Genomic DNA, 15,362 nt, shown 5'->3' with positions numbered 1-15,362 from the left:
CTGCCATGACTGCCACGCCCCACTTCCCCAGCCGTCTGCCCCAGGTGGGCACCACCATCTTCACCACCATGTCCGCCCTGGCACAGGAGCATCGGGCCGTCAATCTTGGCCAGGGCTTCCCGGATTTCGGCTGCGATCCGCGCCTGCTGCAAGCCGTCACCGCTGCCATGCAGGCGGGCCACAACCAGTACGCGCCCATGCCCGGCACGCCCGCGCTGCGCCAGGCGGTCAGCGACAAGATGCACGCCCTGTATGGCCGCCGCTATGACGCGGGCAGCGAAATCACCGTCACCGCCGGGGCCACCCAGGGCATTCTGACCGCCATCCTCGCCTGCACCCAGCCGGGGGACGAGGTGATCGTCCTCGACCCCTGCTACGACAGCTACGTGCCCAATATCGCACTGGCCGGGGCCACTGCCGTGCGCGTGCCGCTCACTCCCGGCAGCTTTGCGCCGGACTTTGCCAAGATTGCCGCCGCCCTCACCTCGCGCACGCGCCTCATCGTCATCAACACCCCGCACAACCCCAGTGCCACGGTGTGGAGCGATGCGCAGATGCGCCAGCTTGAAGAACTGCTGGCCCCCACCAACGTGCTGCTGCTCAGCGACGAGGTGTACGAACACATGGTCTTCGACGGCCAGCAGCACCAAAGCGCGGCCCGCTTCCCCGGCCTGGCCGAGCGTGCCTTCATCGTCTCCAGCTTCGGCAAGACCTACCACGTCACCGGCTGGAAGGTCGGCACCGTCGCCGCCCCGGCGGCGCTGACGGCGGAATTTCGCAAGGTGCATCAGTTCAACGTCTTCAGCGTGAACACGCCCATGCAGGCCGCCCTGGCCGACTACATGCGCGACCCGGCGCCCTACCTGGAACTGCCCGCCTTCTACCAGCGCAAGCGCGACCTGTTCCTGCAAGGCTTGCAGGCCACCCGCCTCAGGCCCCTGCCCACGCGCGGCACCTACTTCCAGTGCGTGGACATTTCCGGCGTCACCGGGATGAACGAAGCGGACTTCTGCCGCTGGCTGGTGCAGGACATCGGCGTGGCGGCGATTCCGCTTTCGGCCTTCTACGGCGACGGGTTCGACCAGCAGGTGGTGCGCTTCTGCTTTGCCAAGGAAGATGCCACCCTGCTGGCAGCGCTGGAGCGGTTGAAGAAGTTATAACGATAGCTGCTTGCGCTGATATATAAAGGGTTTTATGGCGTTATCGCTATGAAACCCTTTGTTTTAAAGCGGAAGGTACTATCAAATTAAGTAAGAACACCCCGTAGCGTTGCCTCGGTTCCGCCTTGATCCATATCAGAAGGCTGGAAAGGCAATTTCGCTATATTTGAACGTATATTCCGATACACAAGGCACGCGATGCCACTGCGCACAACAGCAAGGTGGCATTTTTTTGCCTGGCGTTATATACATTTTTAAATAACGAATCAGGGGGTAGAAATGGCAGCGAGGGTATCCATGAAACGGGCCAGTCCAGTGCTGTTGGCGCTGGGGCTTTCCGCCGGGGCGGTGTATGCCGCCGACGGCGTGTTCGAGCTGGGCACGGTGACCGTCACCGGCACGCGGACGCAGGCACAGCCTGCCGACGAGGCCGTGCTGGGCCAGGAAGAGATCGCACGCCGCAATGCCGACACCGTTGCCGACGCGGTACGCCTGCTGCCCGGGGTCAGCCTGTCGCGCGTCGGCGCACGCAACGAAGAGATGGTCTACGTGCGCGGCTTCGATTCGCGCCAGGTGCCGGTGTATGTAGACGGCATTCCGCTCTACGTGCCCTACGACGGCTATGTGGACTTCGGCCGCTTCACCACCTTCGACCTGGCCGAGATCCGCGTTGCCAAGGCCGATGCCTCGCTGCTCTACGGCCCCAACACGCTGGGCGGCGCGATCAATCTGGTCACGCGCAAGCCGGTCAAGCGTTTTGAGGGCGATGCCCTGCTGGGCCTGGGCGCAGGCCAGATGCGCAAGGCCGCCGTGAACCTGGGCGGCAACCAGGGAAGCTGGTATTACCAGATCGGCGCGTCGTACCTGGATGCCGACAGCTTCCCGCTGCCCAAGGGGTTTACGGATTACAAGAAAGCGCCCACCGACACCGGCAGCGACCGCGAGAACGCCAGCCGCACCGACAAGCGCCTGTCGTTCAAGCTGGGCCTGACGCCCAATGCCACCGACGAATACGCCCTGGGCTACGTGCGCCAGGAAGGCCGCAAGGGCAACCCGGTCTACACCGGCGCATCGACAAGCACCAAGCCGCGCTACTGGCGCTGGCCCTATTGGGACAAGGACAGCATCTACTTCCTGAGCAGCACGCGCATCGGCACCAACAACGTGCTCAAGACGCGGCTGTACCACGACAGCTACAAGAACGGCCTGGACATGTATACCAACGCCGGTTACACGGCGCACGACCCGACCAGCGCCTACAAGGACACCAGCAAGGGCGGTGCCATCGAGTGGGCCAACTACAGCCTGGACCGGCACGAACTGCGCTTTGCCGCGCACTACAAGGTGGATGAGCACGACGACGCGGGCAAGTACTACCGCGACGTCACCACCTCGCTGGTGGCCGAGGACCGCATCGTGCTGACCGACCGCTGGCACCTGACGGTGGGCATCAGCCGCGAGAAGCGCGATGCCAGGGACGTTGCCGTATGGCCCAGAGGCTCGACCAACGCCACCAACGGCCTGCTGCGGCTGGGTTATGCCCTCACGCCGCAGAACGAGGTGTATGCCGTGCTGTCGCACAAGACGCGCTTTCCCACCATCAAGGACCGCTACTCGGCCCGCATGGGCCGGGCGCTGCCCAATCCCGACCTGCAACCCGAAACCGCCAACCACCTTGAACTGGGCGTGACCGGCCAGCCCTGGGTCGGTGCCAAGGGCCAGGCCGCGCTGTTCCACAGCCGCGTGAACGACCAGATTCAGACCGTGGTCGTGCCCTCCACGGCGTGCGGTGGCACAGTGTGCGATCAGGCCCAGAACGTGGGCCGCACGCGCAACCTGGGACTGGAGCTGTCGCTGGCGCAGCAGTTGTCCACCCAGTGGAATGCCAGCGCCAGCTATACCTACCTGAACCGCACCAATCTCAGCAACCGCAGCGTGACGCTGGTCGAGACGCCGCGCCACCGCCTGTTTGCCGCCGTCCAGTGGCAGGCCAATGCACAGTGGGCCGTTGATGCCACGCTGGAGGCCGAACGGGGCCGCCATGTGAATTTCGACGGCGCCTACCGCCAGCTGGGTGGCTTTGCCACCACCGGAGTCAAGGCGACCTACACGCCCGTGCGTGATGTGTCGCTGGAGCTGGGCGTGAACAATCTGGCCGACAAGTGGTACGAACTGGCCGACGGCTACCCCATGCCGGGGAGGTACTGGTATGTCAATGCCCGCTACCGCTTCTAGCCTGGCGGCCCTCGTCTACGCGGACGAGGCCACGCGCGGCGAGGCTGCCGACGCGCTGATCCGCACCGTGTGCCACGACCTGCAACAGCAGGGCTGGCGGCTGGGCGGACTGTGGCAACAGCATGTGCCGGCAGCAGCGGGCCGCAAGCCGCCGATGCAGGTCGTCGACCTGCGCACCGGCCAGGTATTCGGCATCTCGCAGGACTGCGGCGCATTGTCCCAGGGCTGCTGCCTCGACCCGGGCGGCGTCGCCCAGGCCAGCGTGGTGCTGCGCCAGGCGCTGGCCGACCGGGTCGATCTGGCCGTGGCCAACCGCTTCGGCGCACTGGAGGCCACGGGCCGTGGCCTGGCCGACGAGCTGGCCGCACTGGCCTGCGCCGGTATTCCGGTGCTGACCGTCATCGCCCGCCGGCATCTGGCCGCCTGGCGCGACTTTACCGGCGGCGCGGGGGCGGAATTACCGCTGCACCTGCCCGCGCTGCATGAATGGTGCGCCCGCGCCCTGGCGCAGCAGGGGCCGGCATGATGCGCCGTCGTCTGTACCTGCAAGCCGCCCTGGCGCTGGGGGCGTGGCCGCTGGGCCTGCGTGCCCAGGGCGTAGAGGACGTGGTCGTTGCCCAATTCGGCGGACGTTCGGGTGCCCTGCCTGCGCCCGAGCGCGTGCGCAAGGTGTTCGCAGCCGGCCCGCCTGCCGGTGTGCTGGTCGCGGCCCTGGCGCCGGACAAGCTGCTGGGCTGGCCCTTGACCCTGGGGGCAGAGGCGCGGGCCTTTCTCGGCCCGCAATTGCGGGCGTTGCCGCATACGGGCCGCCTGTCCGGGCGCGGCAGCACGGTGCCGCTGGAATCGCTGCTGCAACTGGCCCCCGACCTGGTGCTGGATGCGGGCACGGCCGATGCCACCTACGTCTCCGGCATGCGCCGCGTCAGCGAGCAGACGGGCCTGCCCACGCTGCTGATTCAGGGCCGCATTGCCGACCATGCCGCACAACTGCGCCAGGTGGGCCGCCTGCTGGGCGTGGCCGAACGCGGCGAGCAACTGGCACGGCAAGCCGATGCCGCCCTGGCGCTGGCCGCCCGGGTGCGTGCCAGCGTCCCGCCGCCGCAGCGCCCGCGCGTCTATTACGGGCGCGGCGCCGACGGGCTGGAAACCGGGCGGGCCGGTTCCATCAACCTGGAGCTGCTGGAGTTCTGCGCTGGCCGCAACGTGGCCGCCGAGATGGGCGAAGGCTCGCTCACGCGGGTGTCGCTGGAGCAATTGCTGCTGTGGAACCCCGAGGTCATCGTCACCCAGGATGCCGACTTTGCCCGCCGTGTGCTGGCCGACCCGCTGTGGCGCAGCATTGCCGCCGTGCGTACCGGGCGCGTGCATTGCGCCCCCGCCCTGCCCTTCGGCTGGCTGGACGGGCCGCCCGGCGTCAACCGCCTGATCGGCGTGCGCTGGCTGCTGGAGCGCCTGCACCCCGGCCACCCGGCGCTGCACGCACTGGAACCTTTGCCCGAAGCGGTGCGGCACTTCTACCAGGGGTTCTACGGTGCCGATCTGTCGCCGCAGGCGGTGCGAAGGCTGCTGGATGGAATATAAGGAAAACCGGGCTAAATCCCTTGCCATGCAAGCGCAAGAAGCTTCTTTTTCAGTAGCAATTCCGCTGCGCTGGTTGCTGGCCGTTGCGCTGCTCGTGGCCGTGGTGCTGGCAGCTTTTGCTTCGGGCAAATTCCCGGTGGCCCCGGCCGACCTGTGGCATGCCGTGGTGTCACGCCTGCTGGGGGTGGATTCGGGCCTGCCCGCCGCCGTGGAAACGGTGGTGTGGCACATCCGCCTGCCGCGTGTGGCTGCGGCCCTGCTGGTCGGGGCGGCCCTGGCGGCGGCGGGGGCTACCTACCAGGGCATGTTCCGCAACCCGCTGGTCTCGCCGGACATTCTGGGCGTCTCTGCCGGTGCCGGACTGGGCGCGGTGGCGGCCATCTACCTGGGCCTGCCGATTGCCGTCGTGCAGGTGCTGGCCTTTGTCGGCGGGCTGCTGGCCGTCGGCGTGGTGCTGGCAGTCGCAGGGCTGGTGCAGCGGCACGACCCGGTGCTGGTACTGGTGCTGGCCGGTGTTGCCGTGGGCGCACTGCTGGGGGCGGGTATCTCGCTGGTCAAAATTCTGGCCGACCCGATGGCGCAACTGCCCACCATCACCTTCTGGCTGCTGGGCGGCCTGAATGCCGTCACCACCGCCGACCTGCTGGCCACCGCCCCCGCGCTGCTCATGGGGCTGGTGCCGATGGCATTGCTGCGCTGGCGCATCAACCTGCTGGCCCTGCCGGACGAGGAAGCGCTGGCACTGGGCGTCTCCGTCGCCCGCCTGCGCCTGGTGCTGGTGGCCGGGGCCACGCTGGCTACGGCGGCGGCCGTGTCGCTGACCGGCATCATCGGCTGGGTGGGGCTGGTGGTGCCGCACGTGGCCCGGCTGCTGGTGGGGCCGGAATTTTCACGGCTGCTGCCCGCTTCGCTGCTGCTGGGCGGGGGCTTTCTGGTGGCAACCGACACCCTGGCCCGCACCATCGCGGGCATCGAGGTACCGCTGGGCATCCTGACGGCGCTGGTCGGCGCACCGTTCTTCCTGTTCCTGCTGGCCCGCACCGGGAGGTCGACATGACGGCCCCCACCGTACTCCAGGCGCAGCAACTCGCCATCGGCCACGGCCGACGCCGCGTGGCGCAAGGGCTGGACTTTGCCCTGGCGCCCGGCGAGGTGCTGTGCCTGCTGGGCGCCAACGGCAGCGGCAAGACCACCTTGCTGCGCACGCTGCTGGGCCTGCTGCCGCCGCTGGCGGGCACGGTGCGCTGCGGCGGGCAGGATGTGGCTGCATGGCAGCGTGCGGCCTTTGCCCGCCACGTGGGCTATGTGCCGCAGGCGCACGCGGGTCTGTTCCCCTTCACCGTGCAGGACGTGGTGCTGATGGGCCGCGCCGCCCGCGTGGGGCGCTTTGCCGCTCCGGGTGCGGCAGACCGGCAGGTCGCACGCCGCTGCCTGGAGATGCTGGGCATTGCCCACCTGCACGCCAGCGTCTACACCGCCATCAGCGGCGGCGAGCGGCAACTGGCGCTGATCGCCCGCGCCCTGGCGCAGGAGCCGGCGCTGCTGGTGATGGACGAACCCACGGCCAGCCTGGACTTCGGCAACCAGATTCGCGTGCTGGAACACATCGAACGCCTGCGCTCAGGCGGCATGGCCGTCCTCATGACCACGCACCAGCCCGAACACGCACTGCGCATTGCCGATCGCATCGCACTGCTGGGCGGCGGGCGGCTGATGGCCATCGGCACGCCGCAAACCACCGCGACGCCTGCGGCGCTGGCCGCGCTCTATGGCGTGAGCGAAGCGGCCGTGGCCGCGTCCCTCTCCCCCTTCTTGAACCGGATGACTGCATGACCATCGAAGCCATCGACTTTGGCCGCCTGTACCGCGACCACCTCGCCATCGCCGCGCCCACGCGCAAGACGGCCAACGCCTGGGATTCCCGCGCTGCCGGCATGGCCGCCAAGGCGCCCCACAGCCGCTATACGCAGGAATTTGTCGCCCGCATGGATCTCACCGGGGCCGAATCGCTGCTCGACATCGGCTGCGGCCCCGGCACCATTGCGCTGGCCGTGGCGCCCCGGCTACGGCATGTGGTGGGGCTGGACTACAGCCCCGCCATGCTCGACGCCCTGCGCACCCGGGCCGCCGCGCAAGGCCTCAACCACGTCCAGGCGCTGCACCGCGCCTGGGAAGACGACTGGAGCGACGTGCCCGTGTGCGACATTGCCGTCGCCTCGCGGGCCACCCTGGTGGACGACATCGCCGCCGCCCTGATCAGGATCGACGCCCATGCACGGCGGCGCGTCTACCTTACCCACCCCGCAGGCGGGCACTTCACCGACCCGGCCATCCAGCGCGTGATCGGCCGCAGCGTGCCCACCGTGCCCGACTACATCTACCTCGTGAACATCCTGCACCGGATGGGCATCCACCCCTGCCTGTCCTACCTCACGCAGGAAAGCCGCCTGGCGGATGCGCCGGATTTCGACGACTACGCCCGCCGCGTCGCCTGGTCGATGGGCGGGCTGGACGAGGAAGAAACCGCCCGCCTGCACGCCTGGTACGACCGCGCCACCCCCGCCCAGCGCATCGGCCAGCCCATGCGCTGGGCCTTCATCTCCTGGGAGAAATCGCCATGCTGAATCCCGTAGCCACCCACAGCCTGCTGGCCGAGCTGCACGCCGACGTGCGCGACACCCTGGGCGCACGGGCCCTGGACCGCCTGCGCATCCAGCGGGCCGTGCTGGGCATTTTCTTCACCGGCGTACAACTGGACAACGGCGTGGGCGGCCTGTGCGCCACCCCCATCAAGGGCGTGCCCGAGGCCGTCTGCTGCCCCAGCTCCGCCCTGGCCATGCCCGTGCCGGGCCGCATCGCCGGGCGCAGCGCCGCCGAGGTGCTGCAAGACCTGTACCGCCCGCAGGACCTGCGCCGGGCACTGGCCATTGCCACGCTCAACGCCCTGGCCGAAACCCTGTGGCAGCACGACGGCCCGCCCCCCGGCGCCCGCGTGGTGGAAGGCGATGCCTTCGATGCCCTGGCGATTGCCCTCGGCCAGCGCGTGGCTCTGGTCGGCGCCTTTCCGCCCTATCTGCGGGCGCTGCGGCGCAGCCACCAGCCTTTTCATGTGCTGGAACTCGACCCGACCACGCTCAAGCCCGAAGAACTGCCCTTCTACGCCCCTGCCGACCGCGCCCCTGAAATCGTCGCCCAGGCCGACGTACTCATCACCACCGGCACCACGCTCGTCAACGGCACGCTGGACGACCTGCTAAGCCACCTGCGCCCCGGTGCCCAGGCCGCCGTGGTCGGCCCCACGGCCACGCTGCGTGCCGCACCCTTTGCCCGCCGGGGCGCCACCGTGGTCGGCGGCACGCGCGTGCTGGCCGCTGCCGAGCTGCTCGACCTGCTGGCCGAGGGCGGCTCGGGCTACCACTTCTTCGGCAAATCGGTCGAACGCATCTGCCTGTGCCTGTGAAAAAGTCGAATGCCATGAACTCCGTATTTTTCGACCACGCAACCATCGACGTCTGGATTGCCGAGGATGCACCGCTGGTCGATCTGACCACCCACCTGCTTGCCGTCGGCGGCCAGCAGGCACGCATGTGCCTGAGCATCCGCAGCGCCTCGGTAGCGGCCTGCACCGAGGAAGCCGCCCGCATCGTGCAGCACTGCGGCGGGCAGGTGGAACACTGGCTGACCAGCGGCACGCCCGTGGCTGCGGACGACGTGCTGCTGGCCGCCACCGGCCATGCCGCCGACCTGCTGCGGGCCTGGAAGGTGGCGCAGAACCTGCTGGAGTACGCCTGCGGCGTGGCAGGTGCCACCGCCCGCATGGTGCAAGCCGTGCAGGCCGCCGCCCCCGGCGTGGCCGTACTCACCACGCGCAAGCACGCACCGGGGCTGCGCCGCATTGCGCTCAAGGCCACCCTGAGCGGCGGTGCCTTCCCGCACCGCCTGGGCGTGGGCGAGACGGTGCTGGTCTTTCCCCAGCACCGGGCACTGCTTGGCGGCTGGGACGCCCTGGCCGAACGGCTGGCAGCCGTGGCGCACGCGCTGGCCGAGAAGAAATGCGTGATCGAGGCCCACTCGCTCGACGAGGCATTGCACGCCGCCGCTGCCGGGGCCGACGTGGTGCAGTTCGACAAGGCCACCCCCGAGGCGCTGCGGGCCTGGTGCCCGCCGCTGCGCCAGCGCCATCCGCACCTGCGCCTGCTGGCAGCCGGCGGCATCCACCTGGGCAACGCGGCGGATTACGCCACCAGCGGCGTCGATGCCCTGGTCACCAGCAGCCTGCACCACGCCCCGCCCGCAGATGTCGGGGTGCGCGTGGTGCCGCTATAGCCTGGTCCGCCCCCTGTCCCTTTCTATACTCGGCGCACAGGATTTTTGCCACCGCCAATCTTCAACGAAAGGGCAGACATGGCCACAACAGCCAAGCAGGACAACAACAGCGGACGCATCGAATTGCGCGGCTCGGTATGGATGACCGTGGATGGCCGCAGCCTGGGCGGCCCGGGCCGGGTCGAGCTGCTGACGCTGATTGCCACCCATGGCTCCATCACCCGGGCGGCCAAGGCCATGGGCATGAGCTACAAGGCTGCGTGGGACGCCATCGACGCCATGAACCAGCTTGCAGGCGAGCCGTTGGTGGAGCGGCTTGTCGGCGGCAAGGGCGGCGGCGGCACCAGGCTGACCGAGCGGGGCCTGCGGCTGGTGCGCAGCTTTGGCGTCATCGAGCGGGCGCACCGCCATTTTGTCGACCAGCTCAGTGAACAGGCGCAGGGCGTGGCCGACGATTTGCTGCTGATCCGGCGCATGGGGGTACGCACCAGCGCCCGCAATCAATTCTTCGGCACGGTGTCCCGCGTGACCCCCGGGATCGTGAACGACGAGATCGTGCTGGACGTGCCCGGCATGGGCCAGCCGCTTACCGCCATCGTCACGCACGGCAGCGCGGTGGATTTGGGTCTGGTGCCGGGCAGCGAGGCGTTTGCACTGGTCAAGGCCACGTCGGTGATCGTGGTGACGGACGCGGACAGCACCAGATTCTCGGCCCGCAACTGCCTGCAAGGCACCGTCTCGCGCGTACAGCAAGGGGCCGTGAACAGCGAAGTGGCGCTTGCCCTGCCGGGCGGCGGCGCCGTGGCCGCCATCGTCACCAACGCAAGCTGCGCCGAACTGGGCCTGGCGCCGGGCGTGACGGCATCGGCGCTGTTCAAGGCCTCCAGCGTGATCGTCGGCGTGCCGGTCTGAGCTGATTCCAGAGAGGCTTGGCAGCGAGATTCGTGCAGGGCCTTCCTGACCGGAAATTCTTCTTAAAAGATAGCTGTTTCTGCTGATAAATAAACAATTTTTTGATGGATAGTTGCTGAAATTGTTTATTTGTCAGCGCAAACAGCTCTTTTGTAAGTAGCAAAAACTGTCATCCCCAGCCGATTTGATTGAAATTTTAGATTGAGAATGATTCTCATAAATTTTTGTACGCTTTACACTACCGGGTCTTGGCCTGCGCATTGCTTGCGGCCAGAAAATGAAAGCCGTTGATGATCCCCATGAGTAGAAAGGCGCTACAGCACGCGCTCTCGACCTCGCAGATATTTTCCAAGGCCGACCCGGCGATGCTGGCCGGTCTGGTGCAGTATGCGCAGCCGGTGCGGCTGTCGGCCCAGCAGCACCTGTTCATCGCGGGGGACGAGGCGCTGCACTTCTACTGGATCGAAACCGGGGGCATCACCCTCTACAGCCCCAGCCTGACGGGGGAGGAAAAAACCTTCCGCCTGCTGGGCGCAGGCGCCCTGGTGGCCGAAACCATGATGTACGCCCAGCCCTGCTGCTACCCGCTTTCGGCCTATGCCAATACAGACAGCCAGCTCTACCGGATGCCGCGCGAACCGCTGCTGGCCTTCACGCGCCAGTCGGCGGAATTTGCCTTCTCCCTGGTCGAGATTCTGGCCAGCCGCATCACCCAGGCCATCCACCGCATCGACCTGCTGACCATCAACAATTCGCTACAACGCCTGGTCAGCTACCTGCTGGACATGCACGCCCAGCAAGGCACGGCCTGGCTGCAACTGCCCGCCAGCAGCCAGGTCATTGCCCGCCAGCTCAACATCACGCCGGAAACCTTCTCGCGCCACCTCTCGCAGCTCAAGCGCCAGGGGCTGGTGGGCCGGGGCCGCAACAAGGAACTGGTGCTGCTGGACATCGCCGGCCTGTGCCACGAAGCCGGCCTGCCCCCGCCCAGCCCCAAAGACCTGCGCCGCCCCATGGCCCACCTGGGGGGCAGCATGTTCGAATGCTGCAATCTGCTGTAGCCAGGGCCTGAACCCTCAGTGGTGATGACTGGGGGAGGACGGCTGTGCCAGCGCCTGCACCTGCTCCAAAGGCTCGGCGCAGCCGGACTGGCCATCGTCGCGCGGGGTGGACAGCAGGGGGGCGTTGCGCCACAGGTAGGCGGCAAAGCCCGCCACCCAGAGCAGGCCCGCCGCCAGCGTCAGCCCCAGCGCCCACGGCGCCAGGCTGAAATGCCCGGCCAGAAAACGCAGCAGCGCCGATGCCACCAGGGCCAGCGCCGTGGCCGGCACCCAGCGGCTGGTATCCAGCCATTGCCCCGCGTGGATGCGGCCTGCCACATTCATCACGGCGAAGATCGACAGGCCCATGGCCCCCACCATCAGCAAGTGCCGCCCTGCCGAGGGCAGCCAGGGCGCCCCCAGCATGGACAGGCCGATGGCCGCATAGCCCAAGGCCACCAGCCAGTAGCTGGTATACAGAATCAGCGCCCAGCGGTAGAGCAACGGGCGACCAATGTGCCAGTCGTTCAGCAAGTTGAACATGGCCGCCGCTGCCGCCAGCGTCAGCCACGCCGTGACCAGATCGCTGCCCTTGAAAAACTCCGCTGCGCTGCACAGGCAGATGCAGAAAGTGGCCAGATTGCGCCGGGGTGGCCGCGCCAGGTAGCCCACCGTCCCGTGTTCGGCCAGGTCGGGCTTGCCCAGCTCCACCAGGCGATTGACCACGTTCATGGAAATGCGGCTGCCCGCCAGGATGATCAGCACCATCATCAGCCCCACCGCCAGCCGCACCCAGGCCAGCGGATCGCTCCAGTGCCACAGCAAAGCAGCAAAAAAGCCCGACTGCACCAGCAGCAGCGCCAGCAGCGCCCAGGCAAAGCTCAGGTGGCCCCGGGCCTGCGCATCGTGGTTCAGCGCCGGCAGCAGCAGCGCCAGCAGCCCGGCGGTAAACAGCAGATGCGTCAGCGCCACGGCCAGCACGTCCAGCGGCGCAGGCAGCCATGCGCCAATACCCCAGGCCAGCCGGCCCAGCAGCCATAGCAGCGCCAGCCCCACCAGCCGCCCGGACGGCGGCGGCGCAGTGCCGGTAAATTCCGGGATGGCGGTCAGCAAGAACCCCGCCACGGCGGCGCTGCCAAAGCCCACCACCAGCTCGTAGCCGTGCCACAGCGCCACGCCGCCGGGCGGCGCCCAGTCCAGCGGCCACGGCCCGCCCAGCATCAGCAGCCAGGCGGCCATCACGGCGCAGGCCATGGCGCTGCCTGCCAGGAAAAAAGGCCGGAAACCGCACATGAACAGCGGCCATTCAGCTATTTTTTTCATACGGCGCACCCTCCCCGGTGCGGTGTCGCATCCTGCGCACAGCAAGGCGTTGCGCTGGCGACTGTTTCCATGTCCATGTCCGTCGTCTGTGCTTCCTCGTACGCCCCATCTGCCGGTGCGGACGAGACGGGCGCCAAAGGCGGCAGGCCGAAGCTCTCGCGCACGTCCGGCATCTGTACCAGACGGGCCGTGCGCTCGTAAATCCAGGCTTCGCTGCGCTGTTCCTGCGCCAGCGGCACCATGAAGGAGCGCAGCACCCGCCCCGGCTGCGGGGCCATGACGACGATGCGGTCGGCCAGCCGCACCGCTTCCATCAGGTCATGGGTAATCATCAGCACCGCCGTGCCGCGCAGGGCCACCTGCTCGCGCAGCAGGCCGTACAGCTCGTGCTTCAGGCCCACGTCCAGCGCGGAAAACGGCTCGTCCATCAGCAGCAGATCCGGCTGCGTCACCAGGGCGCGGGCCAGGGCCACGCGGCTTTGCATCCCGCCGGAAAGCGCGTGCGGGTACTTGCCCAGGTCGCCCTCGGCCAGCCCCAGGCGCAGCGCCAGTTGCGCAGCCTGGGTGCGGCGCCGGTGCCCGGGCACGCCCAGCGCCTTCAGGCCCAGGGCGATATTGCCCAGCGCATCCTTCCAGGGCATCAGGCGCGGCTGCTGGAAGATGCAGCCCAGCCCCCGAAAGCTCGACTGCACCTGCCCCTGCGTGGGCGTGAGCAGCCCGGCAATGATGTGCAGCAGCGTGCTTTTGCCGCAGCCCGAGGGGCCGACCAGCGCCAGCGTCTCGCCCGCATACAAGTCCAGATTCACGTCCCGCAGCACATCCTCCAGGGCGTAGCGGTGCGTCAAATGCCTTATCTCTAGTTGCATGGCATGGCCTCCCGCGTTACTGCCGCCAGCGCTCGGCCAGCCGCTTGAACGGCTCCAGCACCAGGTATTCCGCAGCCAGCAGCAGCACCAGCACGGCCAGAATCCAGGCCAGCGAGGCCGCGCTGTCCAGTTGCGCCCGCGTGATCGCCAGCTCTGCGCCCACGCCGTCCGTGGTGGCCAGCAGCTCGGCCATCACCACCACCTTCCAGGCGCTGCCCAGCGCCGTGATCCAGGCCGGGAACAGCCACGACAGCATGTGCGGCAGGTACACATCGGTCAGACGCATCCACCAGGGCAGGCGCAGCACATGGGCCACATCGCGCAACTGGTCGTCCAGCGTGCGGGCGCCCTGCATGGCCGCCGCAAACACCAGCGGCAGGCAGGCGATGAATACGGTGAACACCGGCGTGGCATCGCCCATGCCGAACCACAGCATGGCCAGCACCAGCCAGGCAATCGGCGGCATACCCAGCAGCAGCGTCACCAAGGGCCGCGCCGCCATGGCTGCCGTCATCGACCGGCCCGCCGCCATGCCCAGCACACTGCCCGCCAGCACAGCCGCGACCAGCCCGTAAAAGGCCCGCCGCGCGGAAATATGCAGCGGCCCGCCCGCCAGCCCCTCGTGCAGCATCTGCACCAGTTGCTGCATCGTCGCGTACGGGCCGGGCAGCAGCAATGCGCCGTAGTGCTGCGCCCCCCACTCCCACAGGCCGCAAAACAGCAGCAGGCTGACCATCGCCCCCCAGCCGCTCCACAAATACCCCAGCACCGCGCCCAGGCCGCGCAGTGCCCCCCTGGCCACCATTTGGGCAGCCCTTGCCGTTGTCTCCATAGCGGCCTTTCATCAGAAATAAAACCCGTCGTCGGGCAGTTTGCCCCCCACCAGGGCGGGGGCGCTGTCCAGCAGTTGCGTATAGAAAAACTCCAGATCGGGCCGTGCCTGGGCCGCCGTGCGCCAGATGGCCGGCGCCGCCTGCAGGGAATCGGCCACCGCCTGGGGCTTGAGCAAAGGCAGATGGCGCCGGGCCATCTGCCCGCACTCCAGCGGATGGGCCTGGCACCAGGCATGGGCGTCGGCCAGGATGTCGCGCACCTGCGTGAGCAGCGCCGCATCCTCGCGCACCGCGCCCACCGCTGCCACGCCGGCCTGGGCAATCTCGGGCGGGCGCTGGAACACCCTGGCCCACTCCTGCTGCAAATCCACGCTGCGGTACAACTGCGGCGCCACCATCGACACCGGAAACGAGCGCGTCTTGCGCAGCGCCATGGAAATCGCCGGCTCGGCCAGCAAGGCATGTTCCACCTGCCGGGCAATCAAAAGCTGCATCGCATCCAGGGGCGAGGCCACGTAACGCAGCTTGAAATCGCGCTGCGGCTCCAGCCCCTGCTTGCGGGCCAGGAGCTGAAACAGGATGTCCGGCATGTCCGAGCGAAACGGCATGGCAATCTCCTGCCCCTGGAAATCCGCCAGCGTCTGCCACTGCGCATTGCGCGACACCAGCCACAGCATTCCCCACACCGACACGTCCAGCAGCCGCAGCGGCGCCCCCCGGTTGTAAAGATTGGCCGCCACGTTGCTGGGCACCGCCACAAAATCCGCATCGCCGCCCAGCACCAGCGCCCGCAACTGGTCGGGGTTGTTCCAGACCTGGAACTGCACCTGCTCGGCCAGCGGCGCCAGTGCCCCGCTCTCCAGCGCCCGCAGCAGCGGGAAAGACACCGCCGCCATCGGCCCCGCCAACCGCAGGCGCTGCCGTGGCCCCTGCTCGTGCTGTGCCTGCTGCGCCCGCACCGGCCAACTGGCAGCCAGCGCGGCAGAACCTACGCCCGCCAGCAGGCGGCGGCGCAGGGGGGAAGCAGGTGTCGATCGTGTGTGCATATTTTTCATTAAAAACCCATTCAAATGCTTATCTGGCAAG

General features: G+C 68.1%; 15 protein-coding genes. 11 read left to right on the top strand and 4 right to left on the bottom strand.

Translation table 11 applies throughout. From position 1 onward, the window contains the following. Window positions 1-5: 5 nt before the first annotated feature. The 11 genes from ACFO3A_RS04110 to ACFO3A_RS04060 all read left to right on the top strand — a co-directional run bounded on the left by ACFO3A_RS04110 (window position 6) and on the right by ACFO3A_RS04060 (window position 11,275). Window positions 6-1,160, top strand: a complete 1,155-nt coding sequence (locus ACFO3A_RS04110; RefSeq protein ID WP_377724215.1) for a pyridoxal phosphate-dependent aminotransferase — start codon at window positions 6-8, stop codon at window positions 1,158-1,160. A gap of 279 nt (window positions 1,161-1,439) precedes the next feature. Then, on the top strand, window positions 1,440-3,395 hold the full coding sequence (locus tag ACFO3A_RS04105; RefSeq protein ID WP_377724214.1) for a TonB-dependent receptor plug domain-containing protein: 1,956 nt from the start codon (window positions 1,440-1,442) through the stop codon (window positions 3,393-3,395). Beyond that, window positions 3,370-3,921 (top strand): DUF2478 domain-containing protein, encoded by a 552-nt coding sequence (locus ACFO3A_RS04100; protein ID WP_377724212.1) that lies wholly within the window; start codon window positions 3,370-3,372, stop codon window positions 3,919-3,921. Before ACFO3A_RS04105 ends, ACFO3A_RS04100 begins: the two co-directional genes overlap by 26 nt. Beyond that, a complete protein-coding gene (locus tag ACFO3A_RS04095) occupies window positions 3,918-4,976 on the top strand; it encodes an ABC transporter substrate-binding protein (RefSeq protein ID WP_377724209.1) in 1,059 nt (352 codons plus the stop codon). Before ACFO3A_RS04100 ends, ACFO3A_RS04095 begins: the two co-directional genes overlap by 4 nt. A 25-nt stretch (window positions 4,977-5,001) precedes the next feature. Further along, window positions 5,002-6,033: a FecCD family ABC transporter permease gene (locus ACFO3A_RS04090; protein ID WP_377724207.1), complete on the top strand. Its 1,032-nt coding sequence runs from the start codon at window positions 5,002-5,004 to the stop codon at window positions 6,031-6,033. Continuing rightward, window positions 6,030-6,809, top strand: a complete 780-nt coding sequence (locus ACFO3A_RS04085) for an ABC transporter ATP-binding protein (RefSeq protein WP_377724204.1) — start codon at window positions 6,030-6,032, stop codon at window positions 6,807-6,809. Before ACFO3A_RS04090 ends, ACFO3A_RS04085 begins: the two co-directional genes overlap by 4 nt. Further along, entirely contained in the window at window positions 6,806-7,600 is a 795-nt protein-coding gene (locus tag ACFO3A_RS04080; protein ID WP_377724202.1) for a methyltransferase domain-containing protein, read from the top strand. Before ACFO3A_RS04085 ends, ACFO3A_RS04080 begins: the two co-directional genes overlap by 4 nt. Continuing rightward, a complete protein-coding gene (locus tag ACFO3A_RS04075) occupies window positions 7,594-8,436 on the top strand; it encodes a Rossmann-like domain-containing protein (RefSeq protein WP_377724200.1) in 843 nt (280 codons plus the stop codon). Before ACFO3A_RS04080 ends, ACFO3A_RS04075 begins: the two co-directional genes overlap by 7 nt. A 14-nt stretch (window positions 8,437-8,450) precedes the next feature. Then, window positions 8,451-9,302, top strand: coding sequence for a ModD protein (gene modD / locus ACFO3A_RS04070; protein WP_377724199.1), 852 nt, complete (start codon window positions 8,451-8,453; stop codon window positions 9,300-9,302). Window positions 9,303-9,380: 78 nt separating this feature from the next. Beyond that, on the top strand, window positions 9,381-10,214 hold the full coding sequence (locus ACFO3A_RS04065; RefSeq protein WP_377724198.1) for a TOBE domain-containing protein: 834 nt from the start codon (window positions 9,381-9,383) through the stop codon (window positions 10,212-10,214). A 290-nt stretch (window positions 10,215-10,504) separates the two neighbouring features. Next, the gene (locus tag ACFO3A_RS04060) at window positions 10,505-11,275 is read left to right on the top strand and encodes a Crp/Fnr family transcriptional regulator (RefSeq protein ID WP_377724197.1); all 771 of its coding nucleotides are present in this window, start codon (window positions 10,505-10,507) and stop codon (window positions 11,273-11,275) included. Between the two features lie 15 nt (window positions 11,276-11,290). On the opposite strand, the gene ACFO3A_RS04055 is transcribed toward ACFO3A_RS04060, so the two are convergent. Genes ACFO3A_RS04055 through ACFO3A_RS04040 form a run of 4 tightly spaced genes read right to left on the bottom strand, consistent with a single transcriptional unit; the run spans window position 11,291 to window position 15,322 of the window. Next, the gene (locus ACFO3A_RS04055) at window positions 11,291-12,577 is read right to left on the bottom strand and encodes an NnrS family protein (protein WP_377724196.1); all 1,287 of its coding nucleotides are present in this window, start codon (window positions 12,575-12,577) and stop codon (window positions 11,291-11,293) included. Further along, window positions 12,574-13,443 carry an ABC transporter ATP-binding protein gene (locus tag ACFO3A_RS04050; protein ID WP_377724195.1) on the bottom strand — a complete coding sequence of 290 codons (870 nt, stop codon included), beginning with the start codon at window positions 13,441-13,443 and terminating at the stop codon, window positions 12,574-12,576. The genes ACFO3A_RS04055 and ACFO3A_RS04050 overlap by 4 nt, the downstream gene beginning before the upstream one ends. 16 nt (window positions 13,444-13,459) lie before the next feature. Beyond that, the gene (locus tag ACFO3A_RS04045; protein ID WP_377724193.1) at window positions 13,460-14,275 is read right to left on the bottom strand and encodes an ABC transporter permease; all 816 of its coding nucleotides are present in this window, start codon (window positions 14,273-14,275) and stop codon (window positions 13,460-13,462) included. Between the two features lie 12 nt (window positions 14,276-14,287). Continuing rightward, entirely contained in the window at window positions 14,288-15,322 is a 1,035-nt protein-coding gene (locus ACFO3A_RS04040) for an ABC transporter substrate-binding protein (protein WP_377724192.1), read from the bottom strand. Window positions 15,323-15,362: the final 40 nt, after the last annotated feature.

The organism is Comamonas nitrativorans, from assembly GCF_042654765.1.
Taxonomy (GTDB): Bacteria; Pseudomonadota; Gammaproteobacteria; order Burkholderiales; family Burkholderiaceae_C; genus Comamonas; species Comamonas nitrativorans.
This window is presented reverse-complemented; position numbering and strand designations above follow the sequence as displayed.

Coding starts and splice junctions, on each gene's coding strand:
- ACFO3A_RS04045 (WP_377724193.1), bottom strand. CDS start 14,275: ATGGAGACAACGGCAAGGGCTGCCCAAATGGTGGCCAGGGGGGCACTG.
- modD (WP_377724199.1), top strand. CDS start 8,451: ATGAACTCCGTATTTTTCGACCACGCAACCATCGACGTCTGGATTGCC.
- ACFO3A_RS04105 (WP_377724214.1), top strand. CDS start 1,440: ATGGCAGCGAGGGTATCCATGAAACGGGCCAGTCCAGTGCTGTTGGCG.
- ACFO3A_RS04055 (WP_377724196.1), bottom strand. CDS start 12,577: ATGAAAAAAATAGCTGAATGGCCGCTGTTCATGTGCGGTTTCCGGCCT.
- ACFO3A_RS04080 (WP_377724202.1), top strand. CDS start 6,806: ATGACCATCGAAGCCATCGACTTTGGCCGCCTGTACCGCGACCACCTC.
- ACFO3A_RS04060 (WP_377724197.1), top strand. CDS start 10,505: ATGATCCCCATGAGTAGAAAGGCGCTACAGCACGCGCTCTCGACCTCG.
- ACFO3A_RS04095 (WP_377724209.1), top strand. CDS start 3,918: ATGATGCGCCGTCGTCTGTACCTGCAAGCCGCCCTGGCGCTGGGGGCG.
- ACFO3A_RS04075 (WP_377724200.1), top strand. CDS start 7,594: ATGCTGAATCCCGTAGCCACCCACAGCCTGCTGGCCGAGCTGCACGCC.
- ACFO3A_RS04110 (WP_377724215.1), top strand. CDS start 6: ATGACTGCCACGCCCCACTTCCCCAGCCGTCTGCCCCAGGTGGGCACC.
- ACFO3A_RS04100 (WP_377724212.1), top strand. CDS start 3,370: ATGTCAATGCCCGCTACCGCTTCTAGCCTGGCGGCCCTCGTCTACGCG.
- ACFO3A_RS04090 (WP_377724207.1), top strand. CDS start 5,002: ATGCAAGCGCAAGAAGCTTCTTTTTCAGTAGCAATTCCGCTGCGCTGG.
- ACFO3A_RS04085 (WP_377724204.1), top strand. CDS start 6,030: ATGACGGCCCCCACCGTACTCCAGGCGCAGCAACTCGCCATCGGCCAC.
- ACFO3A_RS04040 (WP_377724192.1), bottom strand. CDS start 15,322: ATGCACACACGATCGACACCTGCTTCCCCCCTGCGCCGCCGCCTGCTG.
- ACFO3A_RS04065 (WP_377724198.1), top strand. CDS start 9,381: ATGGCCACAACAGCCAAGCAGGACAACAACAGCGGACGCATCGAATTG.
- ACFO3A_RS04050 (WP_377724195.1), bottom strand. CDS start 13,443: ATGCAACTAGAGATAAGGCATTTGACGCACCGCTACGCCCTGGAGGAT.